This window comes from Cocleimonas flava, from assembly GCF_004339015.1.
In the GTDB taxonomy this organism is placed as follows: Bacteria; Pseudomonadota; Gammaproteobacteria; order Thiotrichales; family Thiotrichaceae; genus Cocleimonas; species Cocleimonas flava.
On the sequence record NZ_SMFQ01000005.1, the window covers coordinates 222,457 to 247,002 of the forward strand.

At 40.2% G+C, this 24,546-nt stretch carries 24 protein-coding genes and 3 tRNA genes; 16 read left to right on the forward strand and 11 right to left on the reverse strand.

What is annotated here, in order from left to right; all coding sequences use genetic code 11:
• Nucleotides 1-106: 106 nt before the first annotated feature.
• The 4 genes from tuf to EV695_RS17480 all read right to left on the reverse strand — a co-directional run bounded on the left by tuf (nt 107) and on the right by EV695_RS17480 (nt 1,740).
• Nucleotides 107-1,291, reverse strand: a complete 1,185-nt coding sequence (tuf, locus tag EV695_RS17465; RefSeq protein ID WP_131907292.1) for an elongation factor Tu — start codon at nt 1,289-1,291, stop codon at nt 107-109.
• Nucleotides 1,292-1,371: 80 nt separating this feature from the next.
• A tRNA-Thr gene (locus tag EV695_RS17470) sits at nt 1,372-1,447 on the reverse strand.
• 66 nt (nt 1,448-1,513) lie between these two features.
• A tRNA-Gly gene (locus tag EV695_RS17475) sits at nt 1,514-1,587 on the reverse strand.
• A gap of 69 nt (nt 1,588-1,656) precedes the next feature.
• Nucleotides 1,657-1,740: transfer RNA gene (locus EV695_RS17480), tRNA-Tyr, on the reverse strand.
• 336 nt (nt 1,741-2,076) lie between these two features.
• Between EV695_RS17480 and EV695_RS17485 the strand changes: the two genes are divergently transcribed.
• On the forward strand, nt 2,077-3,402 hold the full coding sequence (locus EV695_RS17485; RefSeq protein WP_131907303.1) for a UDP-glucose dehydrogenase family protein: 1,326 nt from the start codon (nt 2,077-2,079) through the stop codon (nt 3,400-3,402).
• Between the two features lie 136 nt (nt 3,403-3,538).
• Here EV695_RS17485 and trmB read toward each other — a convergent pair whose 3' ends face one another.
• Together trmB and EV695_RS17495 are read right to left on the reverse strand one after the other, a co-directional pair.
• Nucleotides 3,539-4,222, reverse strand: a complete 684-nt coding sequence (trmB, locus tag EV695_RS17490) for a tRNA (guanosine(46)-N7)-methyltransferase TrmB (RefSeq protein ID WP_243651703.1) — start codon at nt 4,220-4,222, stop codon at nt 3,539-3,541.
• A gap of 125 nt (nt 4,223-4,347) precedes the next feature.
• Nucleotides 4,348-5,412, reverse strand: a complete 1,065-nt coding sequence (locus tag EV695_RS17495; protein WP_131907304.1) for a DUF3549 family protein — start codon at nt 5,410-5,412, stop codon at nt 4,348-4,350.
• Between the two features lie 107 nt (nt 5,413-5,519).
• Here EV695_RS17495 and EV695_RS17500 point away from each other — a divergent pair, with 107 nt between their 5' ends.
• The 3 genes from EV695_RS17500 (at nt 5,520) to fabA (ending at nt 7,444) form a co-directional block, all read left to right on the forward strand.
• Nucleotides 5,520-5,846, forward strand: coding sequence for a (2Fe-2S) ferredoxin domain-containing protein (locus tag EV695_RS17500; protein WP_131907305.1), 327 nt, complete (start codon nt 5,520-5,522; stop codon nt 5,844-5,846).
• A 57-nt stretch (nt 5,847-5,903) separates the two neighbouring features.
• The gene (ubiA, locus tag EV695_RS17505) at nt 5,904-6,761 is read left to right on the forward strand and encodes a 4-hydroxybenzoate octaprenyltransferase (RefSeq protein ID WP_131907306.1); all 858 of its coding nucleotides are present in this window, start codon (nt 5,904-5,906) and stop codon (nt 6,759-6,761) included.
• Nucleotides 6,762-6,922: 161 nt separating this feature from the next.
• A complete protein-coding gene (gene fabA, locus EV695_RS17510; protein ID WP_131907307.1) occupies nt 6,923-7,444 on the forward strand; it encodes a 3-hydroxyacyl-[acyl-carrier-protein] dehydratase FabA in 522 nt (173 codons plus the stop codon).
• 109 nt (nt 7,445-7,553) lie between these two features.
• Here fabA and EV695_RS17515 read toward each other — a convergent pair whose 3' ends face one another.
• Nucleotides 7,554-8,267 (reverse strand): Bax inhibitor-1/YccA family protein, encoded by a 714-nt coding sequence (locus EV695_RS17515; protein ID WP_131907308.1) that lies wholly within the window; start codon nt 8,265-8,267, stop codon nt 7,554-7,556.
• A 224-nt stretch (nt 8,268-8,491) separates the two neighbouring features.
• Nucleotides 8,492-10,447 (reverse strand): ATP-binding cassette domain-containing protein, encoded by a 1,956-nt coding sequence (locus EV695_RS17520; RefSeq protein WP_131907309.1) that lies wholly within the window; start codon nt 10,445-10,447, stop codon nt 8,492-8,494.
• Between the two features lie 175 nt (nt 10,448-10,622).
• On the opposite strand from EV695_RS17520, the gene EV695_RS17525 reads away from it, so the two are divergent.
• Nucleotides 10,623-11,027, forward strand: a complete 405-nt coding sequence (locus EV695_RS17525) for a CidA/LrgA family protein (RefSeq protein WP_243651705.1) — start codon at nt 10,623-10,625, stop codon at nt 11,025-11,027.
• A gap of 67 nt (nt 11,028-11,094) precedes the next feature.
• On the forward strand, nt 11,095-11,829 hold the full coding sequence (locus EV695_RS17530; RefSeq protein ID WP_131907310.1) for an LrgB family protein: 735 nt from the start codon (nt 11,095-11,097) through the stop codon (nt 11,827-11,829).
• A gap of 56 nt (nt 11,830-11,885) precedes the next feature.
• Here the strand turns inward: EV695_RS17530 and orn are convergent, their stop codons facing one another.
• Nucleotides 11,886-12,431, reverse strand: a complete 546-nt coding sequence (orn, locus tag EV695_RS17535) for an oligoribonuclease (protein WP_131907311.1) — start codon at nt 12,429-12,431, stop codon at nt 11,886-11,888.
• Nucleotides 12,432-12,544: 113 nt separating this feature from the next.
• Here orn and EV695_RS17540 point away from each other — a divergent pair, with 113 nt between their 5' ends.
• The 10 genes from EV695_RS17540 to EV695_RS17585 all read left to right on the forward strand — a co-directional run bounded on the left by EV695_RS17540 (nt 12,545) and on the right by EV695_RS17585 (nt 22,656).
• Entirely contained in the window at nt 12,545-13,786 is a 1,242-nt protein-coding gene (locus EV695_RS17540; RefSeq protein WP_131907312.1) for a M48 family metallopeptidase, read from the forward strand.
• A gap of 37 nt (nt 13,787-13,823) precedes the next feature.
• The gene (locus tag EV695_RS17545; RefSeq protein WP_131907313.1) at nt 13,824-14,144 is read left to right on the forward strand and encodes a hypothetical protein; all 321 of its coding nucleotides are present in this window, start codon (nt 13,824-13,826) and stop codon (nt 14,142-14,144) included.
• Nucleotides 14,145-14,160: 16 nt separating this feature from the next.
• Entirely contained in the window at nt 14,161-15,075 is a 915-nt protein-coding gene (gene rsgA / locus EV695_RS17550; protein WP_243651707.1) for a ribosome small subunit-dependent GTPase A, read from the forward strand.
• 303 nt (nt 15,076-15,378) lie between these two features.
• Entirely contained in the window at nt 15,379-17,301 is a 1,923-nt protein-coding gene (locus EV695_RS17555; protein ID WP_131907315.1) for a transglycosylase SLT domain-containing protein, read from the forward strand.
• Nucleotides 17,301-18,485: a type II secretion system minor pseudopilin GspK gene (gspK, locus tag EV695_RS17560; RefSeq protein WP_131907316.1), complete on the forward strand. Its 1,185-nt coding sequence runs from the start codon at nt 17,301-17,303 to the stop codon at nt 18,483-18,485. The genes EV695_RS17555 and gspK overlap by 1 nt, the downstream gene beginning before the upstream one ends.
• On the forward strand, nt 18,486-19,727 hold the full coding sequence (gene gspL / locus EV695_RS17565) for a type II secretion system protein GspL (RefSeq protein WP_131907317.1): 1,242 nt from the start codon (nt 18,486-18,488) through the stop codon (nt 19,725-19,727). It abuts the gene before it with no gap.
• A complete protein-coding gene (gene gspM / locus EV695_RS17570) occupies nt 19,724-20,221 on the forward strand; it encodes a type II secretion system protein GspM (protein ID WP_131907318.1) in 498 nt (165 codons plus the stop codon). Before gspL ends, gspM begins: the two co-directional genes overlap by 4 nt.
• Nucleotides 20,218-20,964: a type II secretion system protein N gene (locus EV695_RS17575; RefSeq protein WP_131907319.1), complete on the forward strand. Its 747-nt coding sequence runs from the start codon at nt 20,218-20,220 to the stop codon at nt 20,962-20,964. The genes gspM and EV695_RS17575 overlap by 4 nt, the downstream gene beginning before the upstream one ends.
• Nucleotides 20,965-21,007: 43 nt before the next feature.
• Nucleotides 21,008-21,280 carry a ubiquinone biosynthesis accessory factor UbiK gene (ubiK, locus tag EV695_RS17580; protein WP_131907320.1) on the forward strand — a complete coding sequence of 91 codons (273 nt, stop codon included), beginning with the start codon at nt 21,008-21,010 and terminating at the stop codon, nt 21,278-21,280.
• A complete protein-coding gene (locus tag EV695_RS17585) occupies nt 21,277-22,656 on the forward strand; it encodes an SEL1-like repeat protein (RefSeq protein ID WP_131907321.1) in 1,380 nt (459 codons plus the stop codon). The genes ubiK and EV695_RS17585 overlap by 4 nt, the downstream gene beginning before the upstream one ends.
• A 353-nt stretch (nt 22,657-23,009) precedes the next feature.
• Here EV695_RS17585 and coq7 read toward each other — a convergent pair whose 3' ends face one another.
• Together coq7 and EV695_RS17595 are read right to left on the reverse strand one after the other, a co-directional pair.
• Nucleotides 23,010-23,654: a 2-polyprenyl-3-methyl-6-methoxy-1,4-benzoquinone monooxygenase gene (coq7, locus tag EV695_RS17590; RefSeq protein WP_131907322.1), complete on the reverse strand. Its 645-nt coding sequence runs from the start codon at nt 23,652-23,654 to the stop codon at nt 23,010-23,012.
• Nucleotides 23,655-23,704: 50 nt separating this feature from the next.
• The gene (locus EV695_RS17595; protein WP_131907323.1) at nt 23,705-24,436 is read right to left on the reverse strand and encodes a thiol:disulfide interchange protein DsbA/DsbL; all 732 of its coding nucleotides are present in this window, start codon (nt 24,434-24,436) and stop codon (nt 23,705-23,707) included.
• Nucleotides 24,437-24,546 lie beyond the last annotated feature (110 nt).

The following is a 24,546-nucleotide window of genomic DNA, read 5'->3' on the forward strand; positions in this document are numbered from 1 at the left end:
AACAAAAGAACGAAGAACAATTACTTAGTAATTACCCTTCGCTCTCTAAAAGGACGCGGAAGTATAACAGAAAGATTTATTAACTCAATCTATTCCGCAGTCTTAATTATTCGATGATTTTTGCAACAACACCGGCACCAACTGTACGACCACCTTCGCGTATTGCGAAACGCAGACCTTCATTCATTGCTATCGGATTGATTAGGGTTACTGTCATCTTGACATTATCACCTGGCATAACCATTTCTGTTCCATCAGGAAGATCACATGCACCTGTTACGTCTGTTGTTCTGAAGTAGAACTGTGGACGATAACCGTCGAAGAATGGTGTATGACGACCACCCTCATCTTTTGATAAAACATATACTTCTGCTTCAAACTTTGTATGCGGCGTAATTGACTTAGGCTTACATAAAACCTGACCACGCTCTACATCTTCACGTTTAGTACCACGTAGCAATACACCTACGTTATCACCAGCCTGACCTTGATCAAGAAGCTTACGGAACATTTCAACACCCGTACAAGTTGTAGTAGTAGTGTCTTTGATTCCAACGATTTCGATTTCATCACCTACGTGAACGATACCGCGCTCGATACGACCAGTAACAACTGTACCACGACCAGAGATTGAGAATACATCTTCTACTGGCATTAGGTAGTCACCATCGATAGCACGCTCTGGCTCAGGAATATAAGTATCTAGCGCTTCAACCAACTCAACAATCTTAGCTGTGTAAGCTTCATCACCTTCTAACGCTTTAAGCGCTGAACCAGTAACGATTGGCGTATCATCACCAGGGAACTCATACATATCTAGAAGCTCTCGCACTTCCATTTCAACAAGCTCTAGCAGTTCTTCATCATCTACCATATCAGCTTTGTTTAGGAATACTACGATGTATGGAACACCAACCTGACGTGACAACAAGATGTGCTCACGAGTTTGTGGCATTGGGCCGTCTGCTGCAGAAACAACAAGAATAGCGCCATCCATTTGAGCTGCACCAGTAATCATGTTTTTAACATAATCAGCATGACCAGGGCAATCTACGTGTGCGTAGTGACGTGTATCTGATTCATATTCAACATGAGAAGTCGCGATAGTTATACCACGCGCTTTTTCTTCTGGCGCATTATCGATTTCATCGAATGCTTTAACTTCACCACCCATCTTCTCTGCCATTACTTTTGTAAGCGCAGCAGTTAGCGTGGTTTTACCGTGGTCGACGTGACCAATTGTGCCCACGTTTACATGGGGCTTATTACGTTCAAATTTTTCTTTGGACATGGTGAATCACCCTTCTCTAAAATCTAATAATATTAAAAATCTTCCACTATCATTACAAAACATAACAACAGCAATAAACTTGGAGCTCATAACCGGAATTGAACCGGTGACCTCGTCCTTACCAAGGACGCGCTCTACCGACTGAGCTATATGAGCACATCAACGAACTACAGGAACTTGTGCAATTATAGCCCACAAAACCGCAAATCATTTAACTCAATGTGGAGCGGATGGCGGGAATCGAACCCGCAGCATCAGCTTGGAAGGCTGAGGTATTACCACTATACGACATCCGCATCTTTTAACTCACTCAAAGCTCGAAAGAGCACTTACTCTTTTCAACTAACTTTGAATAAAAAAACTAATGGTGGAGGGGGGTGGATTCGAACCACCGAAGCTTACGCGTCAGATTTACAATCTGATCCCTTTGGCCGCTCGGGAACCCCTCCAAAATCAAGCGGGCAATTCTGAGGCAAAGCTAAGGTTGTGTCAACCATCTAAATGCATTTATTTTAATGTTTTTTATGTTTAATTTACACCTAAACTGGATTTCCAAATAAACCACTAAAAAAGCCCTGAAAAACAACATATAAATATCAATATTATATGCCACATAATTTAAGTTTACCCCAGTAATCTCAACACATACCTATAAGCTACAACTATTAATTTACCCATGAACCCAAACAACCTTTACATCGCCCAAATATAGAAAAATATTTACAATACGGTACTATTAAACTAATTAATTCAAATAGACTATTACAAGGCTAAGTAAACCCAATATGAAAATAACAATTTATGGTGCTGGTTATGTCGGCTTAATTACAGGTGCCAGCATGGCCCAAGTCGGTAATGATGTTTTGTGTGTAGATATTGATGAAGAAAAAATAAAAAGACTTTCCAAAGGTAAAACCAGTATTCACGAACCTGGTCTAAAGAAATTGCTTGAGGAAAACATCAAGGCAGGAAGATTAAAATTTACGACATCTGCAGCTGAAGGCGTCGAACATGGTTTATACCTTTTCATAGCGGTTAATGTTCCTTCTGACGATTCAGGCAACTGCGATACCCGGCACATTCTAACAGTTGCAAAATCTATTGCAGATAACATGAATGGCTACCGCATCATTATAAGCAAATCTACTGCTCCCGTTGGGACCTCAGACAAGGTTAAAGGAATTATCAGCAACACACTTCGTGAAAGAGGTGAAAAACATGAATTTGATATGATATCAAACCCCGAGTTCCTTAAGACCGGTGTTGCGATAGATGACTTTATGAAACCAGACAGAATTATCATTGGCTCAGACAACCCTCGCACCATAGAACTCATGCGCGAACTATTCTCACCTTTTAACCATAATCGTGATCGTATTGTTGCCATGGATATTCGCTCTGCAGAATTAACCAAATACGCAGCCAATGCTTTATTAGCCACCAAAGTCAGTTTCATGAACGAACTTTCAAACATCTCTGAAATTCTTGGCGCCGATATTGAACAAGTCCGAATTGGCATAGGATCAGACCCAAGAATTGGCTATCATTTCATTTACCCTGGCTGCGGCTATGGCGGTTCACGCTTCCCCAAAGATGTTAGGGCGCTCGCGCATTGTACCGAAGACCAAGGCTATACCGCTGAATTACTGAATGCCGTAGAAGCTGTCAATTATCGACAAAAAGAAAAACTCTTCGAAAAGCTTACCAAATATTACGGCGAATCATTAAAAGATAAGACCATTGCAATATGGGGCTTATCATTTAAACCTGATTCAGCCGACATGAGAGGTGCAGCAAGTCGCGTATTAATGAGACAGTTATGGAATATCGGTGCAACCGTAAGAGCTTACGATCCTGCCGCAAACAAAGCATGCAAAAAACTCTACGGCGACAAAGAAGCATTAACGATATGCAATACTGCTGATGAAGCACTTGAGGGAGCAGACGCCCTAGTGATACCTACCGAATGGCAAGAATTTAGATCACCTGATTTCAACAAGATCATTAACACGCTTAACGATCCTGTCATTGTTGATGGAAGAAATCTCTACAAGCCAGATCACATGAAAGATTTAGGTATTACTTACTATGGTATTGGACGGGGTGAATAGTAGCTAATCGACGCCCATTGAAAATAAGCTACTAACAATTATCTTTAAGGCACCTCCCCACTTTGGGGCACTTTTTTTAACAAAAAGTAAAGTGCTTATTAACAAACAGATCTAATTAACAGGATCAACGAGAATTTTAATCCTGCTTTTGATAAAGCAAATCCCAAACACCATGACCTAATTTTATGCCGCGTGTTTCAAATTTTGTCGTTGGACGCTCTTCTGGTTTTGGCGAATAAGGCGTATCCGCCATAGAGCTAAAATCAGCTGATGCTTCCATTACCTCTGCCATGTGTTCAGCATAAGGCTCCCAATCTGTAGCCAAATGAAAAACACCACCTGGCTTTAAACGACTCGCTATTAACGAAACAAAATCGTCTTGGACAATACGTCGCTTGTTGTGACGTTTCTTATGCCAGGGATCTGGGAAGAATAACTGCACTCGATCTAAAGAGGCTTCAGGAATTCTATTTTTGATAATTTGTACCGCATCATCATCCATGACACGCACATTGGTGAGTTTCTTTTCATCGATTAAATGCAATAAACGTCCCACACCAGGCTTGTGCACTTCAATGCCGATGAAGTTTTTGTCTGGCGCATTTTCTGCCATTGTCGCCAAAGATACGCCGTCACCAAATCCAATTTCCAACGTGACTTGCGCTTTTGATTCAAACAGATTATCGACATCTAACGCCGAATCACCACGATCGATTCCAAAAACAGGCCAGAAATTCTGCAAAGCATCATCCTGCCCTCTGGTTAATCGGCCTTGACGTAGAACAAAACTGCGCACGGGGCGCATAAACTTATCAGTCACTATAATCTCTCTTTTATCAATATCTTATGATTACACGCCACATATTGAATAAATAGAGGTCACCCCCCTACTTTTAGCGTGTTTTTTGGTGTTAGTTATTTCGCATTAAGGAATAACTTGAAAAACTAAGCCTTCGCGTTGATGGCTTGCATAAACACCCCAAAACGCTGAGCCAGTTCAGGCGAACGATTCTCGCTTCTCATACTCGCCAATATTAATTCACGCATACCCGGAATCATAATTAAATCAGCGAGTATCGCATTGAATGCCATTTGTTCTTGCGTCGCTAACTTTTCCACAAACAACGCCATCAACTCTTTATTTTCTAAATCCGCCCACGATCGTCCAGAAATAGCAGCGATAACTTCTATTTCCTTTGCTAATGGTGACCGCAATATTTCTGACAGTATTTTAGTTTTTTCAGCATCTAAATCCTGTGAAGAAATAGCACGTATTAACGCAGCAATCAGCACAACATCGTCACCACTAACCAGCTCTGCTCTTAATCTAAGCAAAATAGAACCAAATAAAGGCTTATCAAAAACGGTATTTTCCAGACCATGCGCAAAACTCTGCAAAGGCGTTGATGGCATGTCAGCAATAGCACTTGCCAGCAAAGATGCATTATTATCTTCACCTAATCTGGCAATCACATCCGCAATTCCCTGCAAACCTAAAAACTGCCATTGTTCGTATCCGGGGCCACCCTGATCTTTTGGCAACAAATAATCATGTGCGTACTGATAATGTTGCGACGGCTCCTGACTCAACTCAACAGTTGCCAATGCATGAAACATGGAAAGTCGATCTTCACGAGGCTTAAATGCAAATGGAGATTCACCCAGACCATCTTCTACAGCATCACCCTGCTGTTTCGCCTGAATATTTTTACCCGTCTGCTCAAGCAGATCAATTAAGAAAGCATCACGAGAAAGCTGCTTTAAATAACCCAACTCATCAATAGGAAACTGAAGAAACCAAATAACAGCTTGATCTTCCTTGTTTTTTGGCCAAAATAATAAAGCCAGCCATGCCTTCTGCTGAAAGGGGTAAGGAAAAAGTTGTTTCTGCTTTTCTATCTGTTCAAAATCTTCATTTGAAATCGGGCAAACCTTACGCCCCATGTCGTACACGCGATAATTAAAATCCTCAGTTTTCAAGAAATCGGTAATACTGTCGAACTTTTCCATTGTTTAGCATTTCTCAGGATCAGAAAAATCGGGCATAATCGCACATCTTACAAGCATTCTTCAACTAACACTGTAACTAGTGTGTTAACTTAACGTATCAATTAACTATGTCATATTATAAAAATCACGTTTTTTTCTGTACCAATCACCGCGAAGACGGTAGCCAATGTTGTGCGCAATACAATGCACAAGAGATGCGTGATTACATGAAAAAACGCAGCAAAGAATTAGGCCTGGTTAGCAGAGGTGAAGTAAGAGTTAATTCAGCAGGCTGTTTAAACCGTTGCGAACTTGGACCGGTTATTGTGGTTTACCCAGATGAAACCTGGTACACCTTTGTCGACAAAGATGATATCGACGAAATAATTGAAGAACACCTATTGAAAGGTAACAAAGTAGAACGCTTATTACTCGATAACGAGTCTCCGTGCTGATCAACGCTTTTCACGTTTTCACTCTACTATCATCATTTACCAAAGACTCATTAATCAATGAATAGCGAGAAATTAAGACTCTACGCAGAGTTAATTCGTTTCGATCGCCCGATTGGCACGTATTTATTACTGTGGCCAACTTTATGGGCTTTATGGATAGCTTCTGAAGGCATCCCGGATTTCAAACTATTAATCATTTTTAGCCTGGGCGTGTTTCTGATGCGTTCTGCTGGTTGTGCGATTAATGATTACGCGGATCGTGATATTGATTTACATGTCGCACGCACCAAAAACCGTCCGTTAACGAGCGGTAAAATTAGTGCAAATGAAGCACTGGGTGTTTTTGCTGTGCTTTGTCTTGTGGCCTTTTTGATAGCCTTACAACTCAACACATTAACTATCATGCTTTCTTTTGCTGCTGTTGCTTTAGCAGCAAGCTATCCCTTTATGAAGCGCTACCACCACTTTCCACAAGTACACCTTGGCGCTGCATTCTCGTGGTCTATCCCAATGGCTTATACAGCCGTGACTGGCATACTTCCCCCCATAGAAGCCTGGCTTTTATATGTTGCGGCCTTACTTTGGACAACTGCTTATGACACCCAGTATGGCATGGTCGATAAGGAAGACGATTTACTAATAGGCGTCAAATCGACCGCTATTTTATTTGGCAAATATGACAACTTTATTATTGTTACATTGCAGTTATTGGCCTTAATTATAATTACTGTCGTAGGAATAATGACTCAGCGTGGCCCTGCTTTTTATACAAGCATTCTGCTTGCTTGTGGCTTTATTGCATACCAACAGACCCTAACACAATTCAGAGAGCCTCAAAAATGCTTAACGGCATTTCTCAATAATAACTGGCTGGGGATGATTATCTTCATTGGTATAGCAATAGATTATGCTTAGGAAACACCGACAATATTGAGACTAAGATTCAAAATTGACTCTCAATTACCACCAAGTCCCAACTATTTGCACTGGTCGAACCCCCTAATATCAAGTAATATCGCCATTCTTTTATATTTTAAAGACATAGACTCACATTACAAAATCAGGATTCACACACGATGGAAACAGAAAGAAAAAGTTCATACAGCTACGAAGACCTCATTAAAAGCGGAAACGGCGAATTATTTGGCCCAGAAAATGCCCGCCTACCTGCACCACAAATGTTAATGATTGATCGTATCGTTGAAATCAATTCTGATGGTGGTGAATTTGAAAAAGGTCAAATCATAGCTGAATTAGATATAAACCCAGATCTTTGGTTTTTCGACTGTCACTTTAAAGGCGACCCTGTAATGCCTGGTTGTTTAGGTCTAGATGCTATGTGGCAATTAGTCGGATTCTTCCTATGTTGGTCAGGAAGTCCGGGACGCGGTCGTGCGCTAGGTGCTGGCGAAGTTAAATTCACAGGACAGGTTCTTCCTGATGCCAAGAAAGTTACTTACAAAATTGATATCTCTCGCCTAATTCAACGCAAGTTGGTTATGGGTGTTGCAAATGCAAGCATGGAAGTAGATGGCAAAGAAATCTACACAGCGAAAGACCTAAAGGTTGGATTATTTACTTCAACAGAAAATTTCTAAGTTAAGTTCAACAAAATTCAGACACTAAAAAGCCCGTGATTCTTTCGAATCACGGGCTTTTTTTATACTTAAAATTTCTTAATAAGTTATATAGGCTCTAAGCAATCGCTTAGTCGTCACCCATGCTCATGAAGAATTGCAAGATGTACCAGAACAATAATCCAACACTAGAGAATAGAGATAGGGAAGCCGCTACATGCTGCTCAGTGTGGTACTCATGTATGATATTTGATGTGCTGTAAAGTACAGAAGCCGCAGCAAATAGGATCATTCCACCGGAGAACCAAAGCCCTAGAGAGAAGCCGAACATAATGCTCGCAAGGATTAAGCCCATTGCAACAAAACCACCAATCATCAAGAAACGTCCCATAAATGAGAAGTTAATTTTGGTAGAAAACGCAGTGAATGTTAAACCAGCAACAAGTGCGGCAGTAACGATTGCAGCGTTTTGCAACAGATGCCCATCAGGTGCTCTAACTAATGCCATGTAAATTAGCGGCATAAAGATAATCGCTTCAGCAATAACGAAAAGCCCTAAGCCCATGTATTGCTTTTCGCGAGAAATCCCAGAATGCGCCCAGTTATTCGCAACGGTAGACACTAACATAAATGCGCCTAAAACGATTAACCAGCTCCATTTACTACCTGAAAGCATGCCCATAAAAGAAAGCGCTACACCAGACTTGATTAATAGTGTTTCTATTACAGCAAACGCAGCAATTGCGCCGGCCAAATGTACGTATGTACGTTTAATAAAATTAGCACGTTCGCTTTCTGCTGCATTTGCAACAATCTGGCCCGTACTCATATCTAACTGACTCATTCTTTTCTCCGTAAAATAAAAGTAGATCTACGTGTTTGATATTTAAAAACGCAGATCATGTTTAATATCAACACTATATTAGTCTATCATAAAGTTTAAAAGTTCTATGAATAGACAGACAAACGATAGGTTATTTTTATTTAACACTATTCTTAGTTAACACAACTATCAAAGCCACCCCCCTACTTTGAGGGGCTTTTTTTTATAATGCTATAAAAGCCTGGCTAAACGATTTGCGCCGCTGCGCTTTCATATTCTTCACTGATTTCCATCCACTGCATTTCTACAGCTTCCAGCTTCTTATCCAGTTCACTTTTGTCTAACACCAGACTTTTCAGCTTTTGTTTGTTTTCTTCCTGATAAATATCGGGGTCAGAAAGTTGTTTTTCAAGTTCTGCTTGCTTGGTAGAAAGATCATCGAGCTCTTTTTCCGCTTTTTTCAATTGATTCAACAAGGGTTGCAATTGTTTGCGGCGCTGCGCTTCTAACTGACGTTGTTCTTTTTTCGACAAACCTTTTTCAGAATCATCCTGATTATCCCCTAAAGCGGCTTCCTTACTGGCTGAGGCAAGTTGCTTATTTGACTCATTGATGAATTTTGCATAATCATCCAGATCACCATCAAACTCTTCTGCTTTGCCATCATGCACAATCACTAATTCATCCGTAACTGTTTTTAGCAAATGACGATCATGGGAAACAATTACCATTGCGCCTGCAAAACCCTGCAATGCCACACTCAAGGCATGACGCATTTGCAAATCCAGATGATTGGTCGGCTCATCTAACAATAATAAGTTAGGTTTTTGATATACCAGTAAAGCCAAAACCAGACGTGCTTTTTCCCCTCCGGAAAAGGGCTCAACAGGCTCATCGACTCTTTCGCCTTTAAAACCAAACCCACCCAGATAATTCCGCAAATCTTGTTCTCTTGCCTCTTTATCTAAAGCACGAAGTTGCTGCAACGCCGTTAAATCGACTCTTAATTGCTCTAATTGGTGCTGGGCAAAATAGCCTATCTTCAGATCTTGAGCTTCCCAGGACTCATCTTCTTTATTTTCTTTATCACCCTCTTTATCTTCACAAGTATTGGTCGCAATTGATTGCAGCTCTCCTGCCAAATATTTGATTAAGGTTGATTTACCTGCACCGTTTGGGCCAATCAAACCTATACGTTGACCCGGCATTAACTGCATTTTCACATTTTTGACAATGATTTTGTCACCATAACCAATAGATGCATTGACCACATTGAGCAAACGCTCAGGTAGTTTCTCGGGATCAAAAAATTTAAAGTGAAACGGCGAATCCACTTGCGCCGCAGAAATTTCTTCCATGCGACCTAAAGCCTTCAAACGACTCTGCGCCTGCTTTGCCTTGGTTGCCTGAGCGCGAAAGCGGTCCACATATTTTTGCATGTGTGCTTTTTCACGCTGTTGCTTTTCGTAAGCACTTTGCTGTTGCGCCAGACGCTCCGCCCTGATTTTCTCAAACGCCGTATAATTTCCGGTGTATAAGGTTACCTTTGCATGTTCGATATGGGCGACGTGCTTAACCACCGCGTCGAGAAATTCTCTATCGTGCGATATTAATATCAACGTTCCTTCATATTGCACTAACCAGCTTTGAAGCCAGATAACCGCATCTAAATCCAGATGGTTAGTTGGCTCATCGAGTAACAACAAGTCAGAACGGCACATCAATGCTTGCGCCAGATTCAAGCGCATTCGCCAACCACCGGAAAAACTATCGACAGGGTTATTGATTTGCTCTTGAGAAAAACCCAGACCATGCAATAAAGTCGCTGCGCGGCTTTCGGTGGTATAACCATCTATTGCATCTAAACGACCATGCAATTCACCGAGCAATGCGCCTTCTGCATCTTCTAATTGTTTATGCAGATCGATGTATTCGGTATCGCCTTGCAAGGCATATTGCAAGGCAGAGATAGTAGTTGCAGGCGTTTCCTGCGCCACATGCGCGACTACCCAGTTTGGCGGAATACTGACAGTACCTTCGTCCTGACCCAACTCACCACGCAACATGGCAAAAAGGCTCGATTTACCAGTGCCATTGGCGCCGGTTAAGCCAACTTTATAACCCGGGTGTACGCTAATCGACACATCGGATAAGAGCTTTTGTGGGCCACGTCTGAGCGTGACATCAGAAAGTACAATCATTGAATTTCTATGGTTTTTACTAAAAGTGGAATATGAAAACACACCCCCCCACTTATAGCGAGTTTTTATCAGTAACGGCAGTCGAATTATTATCTTTAAAACAAAAATATATTAAATATCACTTAAAAAAGATATTTTAATTACAACCACATATTTTAATTAAACGAGAAGTAGCATGAAAGCCAATAAATCTAGCGGTATAGAATTTTTATTTGGGATGACCGCATTACTGATATTCCAACTTTTAGGCGAAGTCAGCGTTCGTTTGCTCGACCTACCTGTTCCGGGACCAGTTGCCGGCTTGCTTTACCTTCTCGTGTTATTGCTGGCCATGGGAAAGTTTAAACGCCCTGCTCCTGAATCTCTGGAGCAATCATCGCTGGCGTTATTGAATCACCTTTCACTGCTATTTGTGCCTGCAGGTGTAGGCGTCATGGTTCACTTTCAACGTTTGGAAGAAGAGTGGTTACCAATTACAGTGGCACTATTTTTAGGTGTGCTGATTACGATGGGTACCACCGCTTTGAGTATGCAATTTCTTATGCGTTTCTTTGATAAGAAAGCCAAAAAAAGCTCTTAACAATAGCTGGATATTAAAGAACAAAATAAACCAGCAACCATTATCGCAAGACAAACAAACTCAAATTATGCAAAACACAGACCTACAAACACTCTGGGTATATTTATCCACTTCGCCATTAACGGGATTAACGATAACGTTAGTGGCATATTTAACCGCATATACTCTGCATCGAAAAACAGGCACCCACCCCTTAACCAATACCGTTTTGATCTCGGTAATTTTATTGATTTTGATCTTAGAAGTTACCGATACTGAATACGCAACCTACTTTGAAGGCGCGCAATTTATTCACTTTTTATTGGGGCCTGTAACGGTTGCTCTGGCGATTCCCTTATTTCAACAATTTGCTCAAGTAAAGCGGCTTTTTATTCCCATTATTTTATCGATGGTCATTGGTATTACGGTAGGCACTATTGCGGTTATGTTTATTGCCAAATTATTAGGCGCAGATTTAGCCACGCAGATTTCATTATCAGCACGTTCGGTAACCGCCCCTGTGGCGATGGGTATCGCAGAAAAAATTGGCGGTATACCTTCGTTAACTGCGGTACTTGCGGTGTTAACCGGCATTATTGGCGCAGTGTTAGGAACCCACTATTTGAATTTACTGAAAATCAAAGACAATAGCGTCAAAGGTATCGCCATTGGTAATAGCTCTCATGGTATCGGAACTGCCAGAGCATTCACCTTAAATACCAGCATGGGTGCTTTTGCGGGTTTATCTATGGCTTTAGCCGCTTTGTTAAATGCATTAATGTTGCCCTGGCTGGTAAAAGGTTTTTTATTAGTAACGGGGTGATTTTTTTGATCAGCTTCTTACACCCCACTACTTATAGGCCTTTTTTTATAGTCGTTTTAAATGGACAGAATCGCTTTACGATAAAATTGCAATTCATCAATTGAATCCAAAATATCATCCAACGCCAGATGAGCACCTTTCTTTGTGTGCTGCTCCAATACTTCTGGCTTCCAGCGTGCCGCCAATTCTTTCAAAGTACTGACATCAAGATTACGATAATGAAAGTAATCTTCAAGAATTGGCATCTCGCGCGCCATAAAACGTCTATCCTGACAAATGCTGTTACCGCACATAGGTGAGGCACCTTTGGGGACGTACTCTTCTAGAAACTTGATGGTTTCAGCTTCTGCCTGAGCAGCAGAATAGCTACTTTCTTTTACCCGTTTGACCAAACCAGAACTGCCATGATGGGATTGATTCCATTCATCCATACCCTCCAAAACACTATCAGGTTGATGGATAGCAATCACAGGGCCTTCGGCAAGTTTATTCAGGTCTTTATCTGTCACTACGGTAGCGATTTCGATAATGACATCATTAATAGTGTCTAGTCCTGTCATTTCCAGGTCAATCCAAATCAAATTATTCTTGTCTTGGCTCATAGGGTATAATGCTCGGTTGAATTTAATTGATATTAATTATATTGGTATTTTTACCGTAATTTACGTGAATACTCATGTTGAATTAATAAAACTGAGCCTTATTTTATAGAACTATGCATACATTTACTTTTATTTTTCTAGCACTTCTGATCATTACAACAGGGGTGCAATTATGGCTTTCTTTGCGAAACGCCAAACACGTTGCACAACATCGTTCTGCAGTTCCTGAAGAGTTTGCCGACAAAATCACGCTTGAAGAACACCAAAAAGCTGCCGATTACACACGCACCAAGGGCAGCTTCGGACGTTTCAACCTGATTCTAAGCGCTGTTGTTTTACTGCTTTGGACTTTAGGCGGTGGACTGGAGCTACTGGATAACGCAATGCGATCGTTCAGCTGGGGCCCATTAACCACAGGTGTCGCGGTTATCATCGGTTTCTCGCTAATTTCAAGCATCATCGATATCCCAACTTCGTTATATAGTACTTTCGTTATTGAAGAAAAATTTGGCTTCAACAAATCAACGCTTAAAGTATTTTTCATCGATATGTTTAAAGGTGCGGCGCTATCGGTTGTGATAGGTATTCCGCTGATCATGTTAGTTTTATGGCTAATGGAATCTGCGGGCAGCTTATGGTGGCTTTATGCCTGGGTGGCACTAACTGCTTTCTCAATTTTGATGATGTGGGCCTACCCAAAATTTATCGCGCCAATCTTCAATAAATTTAAACCATTGGAAGAAGGTGAAGTGCTTAATCGCATCACGACGTTGCTCGATCGTACTGGCTTTAATTCAGACGGTGTATTTGTAATGGATGGCTCTAAACGCTCTAGCCATGGTAACGCCTATTTCACAGGCTTTGGCAAAACCAAGCGCATCGTCTTCTTTGACACACTGCTTAAACACCTGACTCCGACACAAGTAGAGGCTGTTCTGGCACATGAGTTAGGTCACTTTAAACATAAGCATGTACTGAAAGGCATGATCGTTTCAATGACGATGACACTGGTAGGCTTCGCCGTACTAGCGTGGCTAATGCAACAACAGTGGTTTTACAATGCGCTGGGCGTATCACAACCTTCTACATATATGGCGTTATTGTTATTTATTCTGGTTAGCCCTGCTTTCACTTTCTTTATTGGGCCGATTATGTCACGCTGGTCTCGTAAACATGAATTTGAAGCAGATAGCTTTGCCGCCCAACAATCTGATTCTGCGGAACTTATCAGTGCACTGGTTGGTCTATATAAAAAGAACGCGGGAACATTAACGCCAGATCCTTTGTATTCGGCATTTTATGATTCTCACCCACCTGCATCAATTCGCATTGCGCACTTGAAACAAGCAGGATAAATAGAAAAGTAAGGCAATAAGGAAAACGGAGATTGATATGAAATTTTCAAAAACATCATTTTCAAAGACAACTAAGATAATAACTAAAACAGTATTAGCGTCTTTAGCAGGTTTGCTAATTTCAAGCACAGCGATGGCCCAAGGCAATGCTGCTAATGGTAAAAAATTATTTACCCAATCAAAGTGTAACCAATGTCATACAACCAGCATCTTTACCAAGAAAGATAGAAAGGTAAACAGCTTAAAAGCGCTTGAAGCTCAGGTACGACGCTGTGACTCTAACTTGAACACTAACTGGTTTGATGATGAAATCCATGACGTTACTGCTTATTTAAACCAGCAGTATTACAAGTTATAATCAGGATGTTCAAATCTTGAAGACAGAAGTAAATACCGGACGGGTAGTCACCCGTTTCGGGGCTGAACTTCTTGTAGAAAATACTGAAGATAATCCAGATATACCTCACGTACGCTGCACCGCCAAACGTAAATTCGATACTATCGTTTGTGGTGACTACATTACCTGGCATCACAACGAACATGGTAATGCCTCTGTTGATGATTTACTCCCCAGAACCAATGCACTGACAAGGCCCGGTTATCGTGGTCGCCCTCGTACTATTGCAGCAAATATTGATCAACTTGTAATCGTTAACTCATGGTTACCCGAAACTTCCTGGGATTTGGTAGACCGTTATCTGATTGCTGCAAATCAACTCAATGCCGAAGCTATTATCGTTATGAACAAGAGCGATTTAGCTGAAGCACATGCGACTGAGGCAGACTGGCAGGCGATGAAAAATTACGAAGAAATTGGTTATCCAGTACTTCAATTGAATGCTCACACCGGTGAAGGGATTGAGCAACTGAAGCAAATGATGGATGACAAAACCAGTATTTTTAGTGGTCGCTCAGGCGTAGGTAAATCTTCCATAGCCAATCGTATTCTGCCGACATCAGACATTGCGGTTGGCATAATTTCCGATTCTGGAGAAGGCAAGCACACCACCACCACAGCTGACTTATATCGACTTGAAAACAAAGGGTATTTAATTGATTCCCCGGGTGTTAGAGATTATGCATTAGGCGATATTAGCACCCAAGAACTCGCTGATGGCTATATTGAATTTGCGCAATACCAGAACAATTGTCGTTTTCATAACTGTACTCATGATCACGAGCCTCGTTGCGCAGTTAGGACAGCTGTAGAAAACAACGAGATCAGCAAAGAAAGGTATCTTCGTTATCTCGATGCGTTACATACCTTGAAAGAGAACTCCAATAGTTAAACATAAAGCACTAATCTTAAGACAAAGGCGCAGCAACATACTTGCGATAAAAACATTGTAATTCGCAAATAAAACCTTTAAAAAGAATCTATTAGTTATATCATGAATAATGATATATGAAGCTTGCAAAGAATGGGCTCTTTGTATGCCGTTAAATATTTATGTAATTATTTAAACTTGTTACTTAAAATTAGCTACCTAAAACATATAACAACATCTATAAAAAAGTCACCCCCCCACTTTTAGCCTGTTTTTTTAACAGATGATTGTGATCAATGGGGTTCAGGGGAAAATATACTGATTATGAAATCGGCACTTAAGATTATTTACAAGTCATTACTAGGAATAGTTTTTTTGCTATTCTTATCGCACAATTCTTTTGCTTATACTAACCAGAAACAGGTAAATGATTTTCATGAGGCTTATGACAAATTACACAAAGGTCAGCTTTACGATAGCTCTCATTTAAAAGGTTATATCCTTCACCCTTACCTTGATTATGAACGTCTAAAACAAAATATAAAAACCAGTAACAATCAGTCTCTACTCAATTTTATCCATCAAAATCCACCTTCATGGTTATCTGATGATATTAATACAGAGTTATTGATAAAACTATCACAGCAACAACAATGGGGACAAATTCTTAAGTTCTATAAAAAAGGCCAAGGAGGCATTAAAGCAAGGTGCGTTAATGCAGAAGCCTCGATGCATATTAGGCCATCTGCGGCTATTAATAACGAAGCATTAAAAATATGGCTTTCGGCAAATAGTCGCCCAAAAGTTTGCGACCCTTTGTTTGCACTTTTAGTGCGTAAAGGATTAGTCAATGACAGTAGAGCCTGGCAACGAATTACGCTGGCAATGGACAAAGGAAAAACGGGCCTGGCCAGAGCGTTAAGTAAATACTTAAACGAACCAAGTCTCGTAAACCTATGGATTAATTTACGCAAGCACCCGCTTAAAAATCTCAAAAATAAAAGACTAAAAAACAAAGATGGTCGAAGCACTCAATTAATTGCTTATGGCATAAAGAGATTAGCTAGAAAAAACACAGAAACCGCGAGAAGCCAATGGAATAAATTTCAACGATCGCATACTTTTTCGACAAAACTTAAAGCCGATGTTGAGAGCTATATCGGTGTACGCGAAGCATTGAATCACAATCCTTACGCATTACAAAAGCTTGCTGCCATCCCTGCCACTCTTCGTAGTGAAGAGGCAACTATCTGGACAGCACGAATGGCATTACGTCAAGGTGACTGGAGAAAATTACGTAGCGCAATTGATAGCATGCCAGCTGAAACTAAAACCAAAGACAGGTGGCGCTACTGGAGAGCACAAACAGGAAAGCGTTTAGGTGAGAAGAATACACATCAACAGTTATTACCTGTGGCAAACAATGCATCATTCTATGGTTTTTTAGCTGCTGATGAATTAAGAAGACCTTACTCAGCGCAGATAAAACCAACAAGAAACTGGTCTCAGTTAACGCCTCGAATTGCTAATATGCCATCTATGCAAAGAGCAACCGAACTCTACGCAATCGGCAAACCCAAACTGGCAAAAAAAGAATGGTTCTGGACCTTGAAAAAATTAAATAAACAAGACAAATTAACTGCTGCGGCGTATGCCTTAGAAATCAATCAACCATTCTTAGCAATTATTACGGTTTCTCAAACAAAAGACTGGAATCAAACTGGGTTACGGTTTCCCATGGAATACCAGTCGCTCGTTTCTAATTCAGCCCGAAAACATGGCATTATACCTGCCTGGGTATATGGCATTATGCGAAGAGAGAGCGCTTTTGACCCGCAAATTGTATCCAGCGCTAATGCCAAGGGTTTAATGCAAATTTTACCAGCAACTGCAAAAAACGTTGCTAGAAAGTTAGGCATTCGTTCTCATCGAACCTCTGATTTGTTTGTGCCTGAAAAGAATGCCAACCTAGGTGCAGCATACTTGAGTCAGATGCTAAAACGCTTTAAAGGCAATTATGTGAAAGCAACCGCCAGCTACAATGCTGGCCCCGGAAGAATCCCTCGCTGGACCCCCGACAAGCACATTTCAGCACCTCGCTGGATTGAAAGCATTCCGTTTGAAGAAACACGGAATTATGTGCGCGCAGTGATGTCGTATACAACTATCTATGATTATAAATTACATGCCAGAAATAACGCTAATCAACGTCTATCAAAACGACTACAGGCAGTCGGACCGAATTAATGCCTAAGCAGCAGAAAGGTATCGCACTTATTACCGCGATGATTATTACCAGCATTGCTGTATCCCTAGCTGGGATGATTATGTATCGCCAGCAAATCCAGATACGATTATCGAGTAATATTGGTCACTTTGAGCAAGCTTATCTGTATGCAAACGGCATGGAGGACTGGGCAGGAACGATACTGGATCAAAGTTTTGAAGATCATCCCGATTATGATTCTCTAACGGACGATTGGTATACCGAGACAGGCATTGTACTTCCTATTACTGGCGGCATAATGCAAGGTAAATTATATGATTTACAAGCTAGAATAAACCTTAATTCTTTAAATAGGCCTAAATCATTAAATAAAACATCATCAACTTCTTCTAATTCTTCGACAACTACAAATGCATCTTTAGTAGCAGGGAATGAAAATACCGATACTAACAATGAAGAACAAGAAAATACTGAAGATAAAGACGAAAATAATGAGAAGTATTATTACCCTGCAGAAACTGCACGACAAAGGCTAATCAACCTTATGACCATTGAAGTTGACCCTGAACAGGAGCTTGGTCCACCAGAAAACTTCACAGATATCTTAAAAGACTGGATCGACAGTGATCAGGACAATGGCAATAAAGAACAAGGTGCAAATGGTAGTGGTAATGGAGCAGAAAGTCCTTATTACCAAACACTAGAGCCTGCCTATTTCAGTGCCGATACCACCATGATTAGCTTAACTGAGTTAAGACTATTAAAAGAAATGAAAGAAGGCATTTATAAAAAACTAGCAAGATACACAACAACACTCCCAATCGTTGACAACGCCAATAAAACCACCAGTACACCAATCAATATAAATACTGCAGAAAAACCAGTACTACTTGCCATAGGCCTCACACCTGATAAGGCAGATGAATTAATTGAGCTTGTTAAAGAAACCCCCTTTGAGAATATCAATGATTTCCTAGAGTCCAGCATTGTGAGCAATGATATAAAGACAGAAAGTAATCCAGATGGCGCTGTTGATACGGATCAATTAGATGTTAAAACTAATTTTTTCTATTTAGAAGGAAGAGTAGAAATAAACAATACCAGAATTTTTATAAATTCTATTTTAGAACGGAAAAACGGTAAGGTTTCTGTCATAATGCGCGACTTTAGCAATCCTCAATCTATAACGAAAGTCATCAATTAAATGCAGTTACTGGTTATAAAATTAAAAGCGTCAGGATCAACACCTGAATACTCACTTTTAGGCAAGAAACAAGCTTCTGGTAATTTCATTGCTAGTGACTGGAAGCAGATTCGTTCACTCACTCGCGGAAGAAGAGTTGTCGCATTGATTCCCGCTAACGATGTGGTAATCACATCTGTGAATATTCCAAGCAAGAACAAGAAGCAGCTCCTCCAAGCGATTCCATTTTCGTTAGAAGATTCTCTTGCTGACGACATAGAAGACTTACACTTCGCTGTAAAACAAGATGACACCAGCAATCACTCTCAAGTAGCGATTATTAAACGGTCCACTCTTGAAAAACACCTTGATACATTCCAGGAACACGGGATCACTGCACATTTCATGCTTCCTGAAACGTTAGGGCAATATTATCGTAAAGATGAATGGTCAATTATTTTCAATACAGACCAAGAAAGTGCAACTATTCGACTTGGTGAATTGGAAGGCTTTACTTGTGATGACAGTATGCTAGATATTTTTTTAGCAAAACCACTTGAAAACAACAAGCCCAAAAAGATATTTTCAAATAAAGACAAGTCCAATCTTCCTGAAAGCTTACAGCAGCAAGATATTGAACCAATAAGCGCCAATACTATTGATTATGAAAGTATTAATAACGCATTACCTTTAAATCTTATTACAAATTTTTCTCGTCAATCCAACAAATCAACCATCAACTGGAGTGTATGGCGACCTACGATTATATTAGCGGGTTTATTAGCGAGTGTCTGGGCAGGTGTTTTCTTTTGGCAAAATAATTTATTGCAACAACAAAGTCAGCTATTAAACCAAAAAATTGAACAAGTCTATAAATCATCTTTCCCAAAAGGAAGAATCGTCGACCCTTCTGTGCAAATGAAAGCAGCGCTAGATAAACTAAAGGAAAATGCCGGGAGAGTGGTAGATTCTCCGCTGCCCTTAATTTCAGATCTAAGCCCTTTATTAAAAGAATATAAAGACATGTCATTGAGCGAAATAAATTACAAAGAAAATGAATTAACACTCGTCATGCAATCTCCATCCTTGACACGCTTAGAAACATTTAAGCGAGATGCTGCAGAGAAGGTAAAACTCAAGGTTGACATTAAGTCTTCAACGACAACGTCCAACAAAGTTGAGGCAACCTTAATCATTTCCCCATTAATGACCTCATCGGCAAAAGATGTTACCCCAAATAATTTACCCAGGGGTAACTCATGAAAAATTGGTACAACTCACTTTCTCAAAGAGAACGCTTACTCGTTACTTACGGCTCAATTGCCGTGACATTGATACTATTATGGTTACTAGCTGTTAGACCCATGTATGCAAAACATGTTCGTCTGAATAACTTGATTGAACAGCAAGAAATAAAACTTGCGACCATGCAAAGACAAAGCATAGAGATTAAACAATTACAGCAGCAAAATATTAAAGTACCCTCATCCAGTCGCACTCAAAACCCGCAACAATTGATTGAACGCTCATTACAAACATGGAGATTAAAAAAATCTCTGGAACGCATGCAGTCACAAGGTAGCAATGGCGTAAGACTCATATTAAAAGATGCAAATGCAGACAGGGTTATGCGATTCTTATATGAACTTGAAAATAAACACACGCTGGTCATCGACAATATGCTAATCGACAAAAGTAAAAAAGAAGCAGGACTCGCTGACTTTAGACTAACAATTAAAAGAAATGATAAATCATGAAAAAAATCATATTCTTTGGATTAATAGCATTTCTATTAGCTGCAGTTTGGCAACTACCTTTAAGCATTGCACAGCCATATTTAGAAAAAACAGTGAAAGGTTTGTCACTAGGGCCAACTAGCGGAACAATCTGGAACGGTGAAGCAAAAGAATTCACACTAAATAATAATTCTTTAGGTGAGGTTAACTGGAAAATTCAGCCTTTGAAAAGCCTCACTTCTTTTAAGCTGAAGTCATACTTTAAAATTCAAGGAAAGGACATCAATGCCGAAGGGGTAGCAGGTATTGGGATAAATAAACAGCTTTCGTTTGATGATACTACTTTCGACATCAACTCTGACTACATAAACAAGTTACAAAAAAATGCAAAACTATCCGGCAATATCACTGGGGATATCTCACACGCTACACTTAGTGAAAAAGAGGTACCTCAAATCAAAGGTATTATCGACTGGAAAGACGGTGCTTTGAGCTCACCTATCAAATTAGGACCTGGAAATTACAAAGCCATCGTATCCCCCTTATCTGGCGATTTAGACATCAAATTAAGCTCTAATGAAGCCCCTATAGACCTTAGTGGCGATATAAAACTGATCAAGGACTGGACTTACAGTACAAATATCAGCGCTAAATCGAGCGAACCCGGAATCGCCGCAATGTTAAACCTTGCGGGTAAAAAACAAGCCAACGGAAGTGTGACTATAGTTAACAAAGGTGATCTTTCACCCTTTATTACACCTTAACAATACTGATTTAAACTGCGATATTTAAATCTGAGAAACAGATATGGACAAACCAAAGCAAATAGATGAATTAGCAAAGAAGTTATCAGGACTTATGCCTGGCTCTTTACAAAACCTACAATCAGATATTGAAGAAAATGTGAAATCTACGCTAGAAAGTGGTTTACGTAAAATGAACCTAGTCACTAGAGAAGAGTTCGACATTCAACGAGCAGTACTTTTAAGAACAAGAGAAAAACTGGAAGCACTTGAAAAAGTAGTTGCAGAACTAGAGTCGAGCCTGAGCAAAGAATCTAAAACGGAGAATGAAAAATGAGAAAAATCTTTAAGTCTGTTTTTCTTGTGTCACTATTTACAGCGCCTGTAGCAGTTCCTATTTCAATGCTGCATGCACAACCCCATACACATGCTGGAAGATCCCATGATCACCCATTGCCTGCCCAAGGCGTCGGACATAGACATGGTAATGGTGCCCCTGGTATCGCCTCTGGCGGCAAGGCTCCAGCAAAACGCGTGCAACAACAACCGGCACGCCCAAAACAACCAAACAATAACCAAAGACGCAACCCTGGTATCGCCAATAATGCGAATACAGAATTACAAAGGGCATATAAGGCTAAAAATTACGCAAGGGTTTATCAAATTGCTTCAGGCTATGCCAAACGTGGAGACCCTGCTGGGCAATACGTGTTAGGGCAGCTATTTTTATTAGGCCAAGGACAAAAAAAGAACCCTCAAACCGCTTTCGGATGGTTCAAAAAATCAGCTGACAAAGGCCACCCCGGATCCCAATATTTATTAGGCTCCCTATACGCAACAGGCCAAGGCACGCGCAAAAATCTTCAGCAAGCCTTCAAATACTACAAGCTTGCTTCAAATGCTGGAATTCCTGATGCGTATACTAGTTTAGGCATCATGTATGAGAATGGAGAAGGTGTTAAGAAACATCTACCGACAGCAATCAAGTACTATGAACTAGCGGCAAATAAAGGCGTTACCAACGTTCAATTAATGCTTGGCGAACGTTATGTTAAAGGCGTAGGCGTAAAGAAAAACCCCACTAAAGGTTTCAATTACGTAAAAATGGCACAACGCTCAGGCGCAACAGGAGCCACTTATTTATTAGGTGTACTCTATGCCAATGGAATAGGAACAAAAAAGAACCCTGCACAAGCCTTTAAATATGTCTCTATCGCTGCTAAAAAAGGAAATCGTGATGCTCAGTACGATCTTGCATCAATGTACGCTCAGGGACTTGGAACAAAGAAAAATATGGGCCAGGCAATAAATTGGTATAAAAAAGCATCTGCAAAAGGTGTAGCGCTCGCATCACATAACCTCGGACTTATTTATTTACAAGGTATGGGCACTGCCAAAAATGAAAAAGCAGCCTTCTCATGGTTTAGTAAAGCCGCAAAAAAAGGCCTACCAATTTCACAATACTTTATGGGCGACCTCTATGTAGATGGTGTTGGTGTTGCAAAAAATCATGGCCAAGCATTAAACTGGTATAAAAAATCAGCCGCCCAAGGGCTTCCGGCTGCCGAATATAGTGTCGGCGCCATGTATGCAAATGGTTACGGCACAAAAAAGAATATTGCAACAGCAAAACAATGGTTTCAAAAAGCCGCCAATCACGGAAGCCCTAAAGCTAAACAGGCATTAGCCATGCTTAAACAAAGAGGGTTATAAGAAGGATTCTATAAACACAATTATTTATAATAAAAGTCACCCCCCTACTTTGAGGCACTTTTTGTGGAATAAGTAAGTGGGGGAATGATTTTTAGAGAAGTTTAATTAAGAAGCGTTAAAGCAACTTACACATCATAAAATAATCATTAGTGCATTAAAATTACAAATTGTTAACCCGTTACTCAAAAATTGATCGCAGCAACTTTAGCTCAGCCTCCAGCCTCTCAAAAGACATAAAGACAAATCAGCTATTGATTGGAATATTTAACGACACCTGTAAAAAAAAACACCCTCTACAACTTCTAAGGATTACTTCATCCCAAGCCAGGTAGAAAAATTCCTAACAGAAAAAACTATATACGAGCAGACGTTTTTGTCATCACTTTAGATAAAAGTGGCATTAACATTTTCTTAATTGGGAAAGGTAAATCTGCTGCTCCTGCTTCAACAGCGACATCAGCGTGATGTTCTTCGTCAATCTTCATTTGCGCTAGAATTGCTCTACTCGCAAGATCATTGTCGGGGAGTTTATCTAAATGGCTATCAAGATGTCTAACCACCTGATCTTCAGTCTCCTTAACAAAACCCAGGCTCCATTTATCGCCCGCTAGGCCCGCAGCAGCACCTATACCTAAAGACCCTAAATACCAAACAGGACTTAGATAGCTTTTATGAGACCCTAGTTCATCTAAACGTTTTTCACACCAATTTAGATGATCATTTTCTTCCATCGCAGATATATTCATCTGCTGTTTAATCTCTTCAGACTTGGACATAAGCGCCTGACCGCGATAAAGCCCCTGTGCGGAGACTTCACCAGCATGATTGATACGCATCAAGCTTATAGATTTTTTACGCTCATCATCCGTTAAATCAACAGGATTATGTATTTCAGCAGAGGGGTTAGGTCTATCAGTCGTGGGCGCAAGAGTATGAACAGTTCTCAATGCCTGATCTACTTCGTGTAACACTCTATCAACTAAATTCAATGACCTCACAACAATACCCTCAAAAAGGCCCTTGCAGTGAAACAAAGGCCTTTCAATAATTATTTATTTTCTTGTTTAGCAAGAAATCTAAGTACTTCCATTACTTTATCATTACCACCAGCCATATAAGGACTAGTTCTATATTTTCCGTTAATGATAATTGTTGGCACTGACTGCGCCTGAGATGTTGAAGAGATCTCTTGGGCACGCTTCAATTTAGCCTGAAATGCCATCGAATTTCTAACATTATTCACTTGCTCTTCTGTGAAACCTTGTTGAACGAAGAAACGTGTTACGGCATCTGGGTTTCTTAGACGACGCTTTTGATCATGAATAGCTTGAAAAGCACGGTGTATTAATTCTTTTTCACCTTTAGGATCTAACAGCTCTGCGATAAAAAAAGTATTTGCATCTGCTGACCAGCTAGGATTAAGCATCGCAGGAACTTGTTTAAACTCAACGTATTTTGGATGGTTTTCCTTGTACTTTAAAATTTGTGGCTCTAAAGAATAACAATGTGGGCACCCTAGCCACATTAATTCAACAACCTCTACTTTTCCTGGCTCAGAATCTGTCTGCATTTCCGGGAAGATTTCAACATAATGTTTTCCTTCCTCAAACTGAGATTCAACCTTTTTAGCTGCTGGCTGAGTTGTAGCAGTTGCTTCTACCGCAGGAGCAGAAACTTTTTTAATCTCTACTTTTTTTGCATCAGATGAAGCCGAGCCACAAGCAGTAATAAATATCAGCGTCAAAGAAGCGAGAAGAGAAGTTTTATAAATTGTTTTCATTAATATCAGTCCTGTTGGTATATATCTATTTAGGACTATGATGATATCGCATAGTTCAACCCATAGAAATAAGGTTTTGATTAACTATTGGTAATGATTAATTTATTATA

Bases quoted from the DNA above. Each gene is read 5' to 3' on its own strand.
- EV695_RS17595 (WP_131907323.1), bottom strand. From the start codon at position 24,436: ATGAAAACAATTTATAAAACTTCTCTTCTCGCTTCTTTGACGCTGATA.
- ubiK (WP_131907320.1), top strand. From the start codon at position 21,008: ATGGACAAACCAAAGCAAATAGATGAATTAGCAAAGAAGTTATCAGGA.
- EV695_RS17575 (WP_131907319.1), top strand. From the start codon at position 20,218: ATGAAAAAAATCATATTCTTTGGATTAATAGCATTTCTATTAGCTGCA.
- gspL (WP_131907317.1), top strand. From the start codon at position 18,486: ATGCAGTTACTGGTTATAAAATTAAAAGCGTCAGGATCAACACCTGAA.
- EV695_RS17545 (WP_131907313.1), top strand. From the start codon at position 13,824: ATGAAATTTTCAAAAACATCATTTTCAAAGACAACTAAGATAATAACT.
- EV695_RS17540 (WP_131907312.1), top strand. From the start codon at position 12,545: ATGCATACATTTACTTTTATTTTTCTAGCACTTCTGATCATTACAACA.
- EV695_RS17520 (WP_131907309.1), bottom strand. From the start codon at position 10,447: ATGATTGTACTTTCTGATGTCACGCTCAGACGTGGCCCACAAAAGCTC.
- gspM (WP_131907318.1), top strand. From the start codon at position 19,724: ATGAAAAATTGGTACAACTCACTTTCTCAAAGAGAACGCTTACTCGTT.
- tuf (WP_131907292.1), bottom strand. From the start codon at position 1,291: ATGTCCAAAGAAAAATTTGAACGTAATAAGCCCCATGTAAACGTGGGC.
- ubiA (WP_131907306.1), top strand. From the start codon at position 5,904: ATGAATAGCGAGAAATTAAGACTCTACGCAGAGTTAATTCGTTTCGAT.
- EV695_RS17585 (WP_131907321.1), top strand. From the start codon at position 21,277: ATGAGAAAAATCTTTAAGTCTGTTTTTCTTGTGTCACTATTTACAGCG.
- EV695_RS17515 (WP_131907308.1), bottom strand. From the start codon at position 8,267: ATGAGTCAGTTAGATATGAGTACGGGCCAGATTGTTGCAAATGCAGCA.
- gspK (WP_131907316.1), top strand. From the start codon at position 17,301: ATGCCTAAGCAGCAGAAAGGTATCGCACTTATTACCGCGATGATTATT.
- EV695_RS17500 (WP_131907305.1), top strand. From the start codon at position 5,520: ATGTCATATTATAAAAATCACGTTTTTTTCTGTACCAATCACCGCGAA.
- fabA (WP_131907307.1), top strand. From the start codon at position 6,923: ATGGAAACAGAAAGAAAAAGTTCATACAGCTACGAAGACCTCATTAAA.
- EV695_RS17530 (WP_131907310.1), top strand. From the start codon at position 11,095: ATGCAAAACACAGACCTACAAACACTCTGGGTATATTTATCCACTTCG.
- orn (WP_131907311.1), bottom strand. From the start codon at position 12,431: ATGAGCCAAGACAAGAATAATTTGATTTGGATTGACCTGGAAATGACA.
- EV695_RS17525 (WP_243651705.1), top strand. From the start codon at position 10,623: ATGAAAGCCAATAAATCTAGCGGTATAGAATTTTTATTTGGGATGACC.
- EV695_RS17555 (WP_131907315.1), top strand. From the start codon at position 15,379: ATGAAATCGGCACTTAAGATTATTTACAAGTCATTACTAGGAATAGTT.
- EV695_RS17495 (WP_131907304.1), bottom strand. From the start codon at position 5,412: ATGGAAAAGTTCGACAGTATTACCGATTTCTTGAAAACTGAGGATTTT.
- EV695_RS17485 (WP_131907303.1), top strand. From the start codon at position 2,077: ATGAAAATAACAATTTATGGTGCTGGTTATGTCGGCTTAATTACAGGT.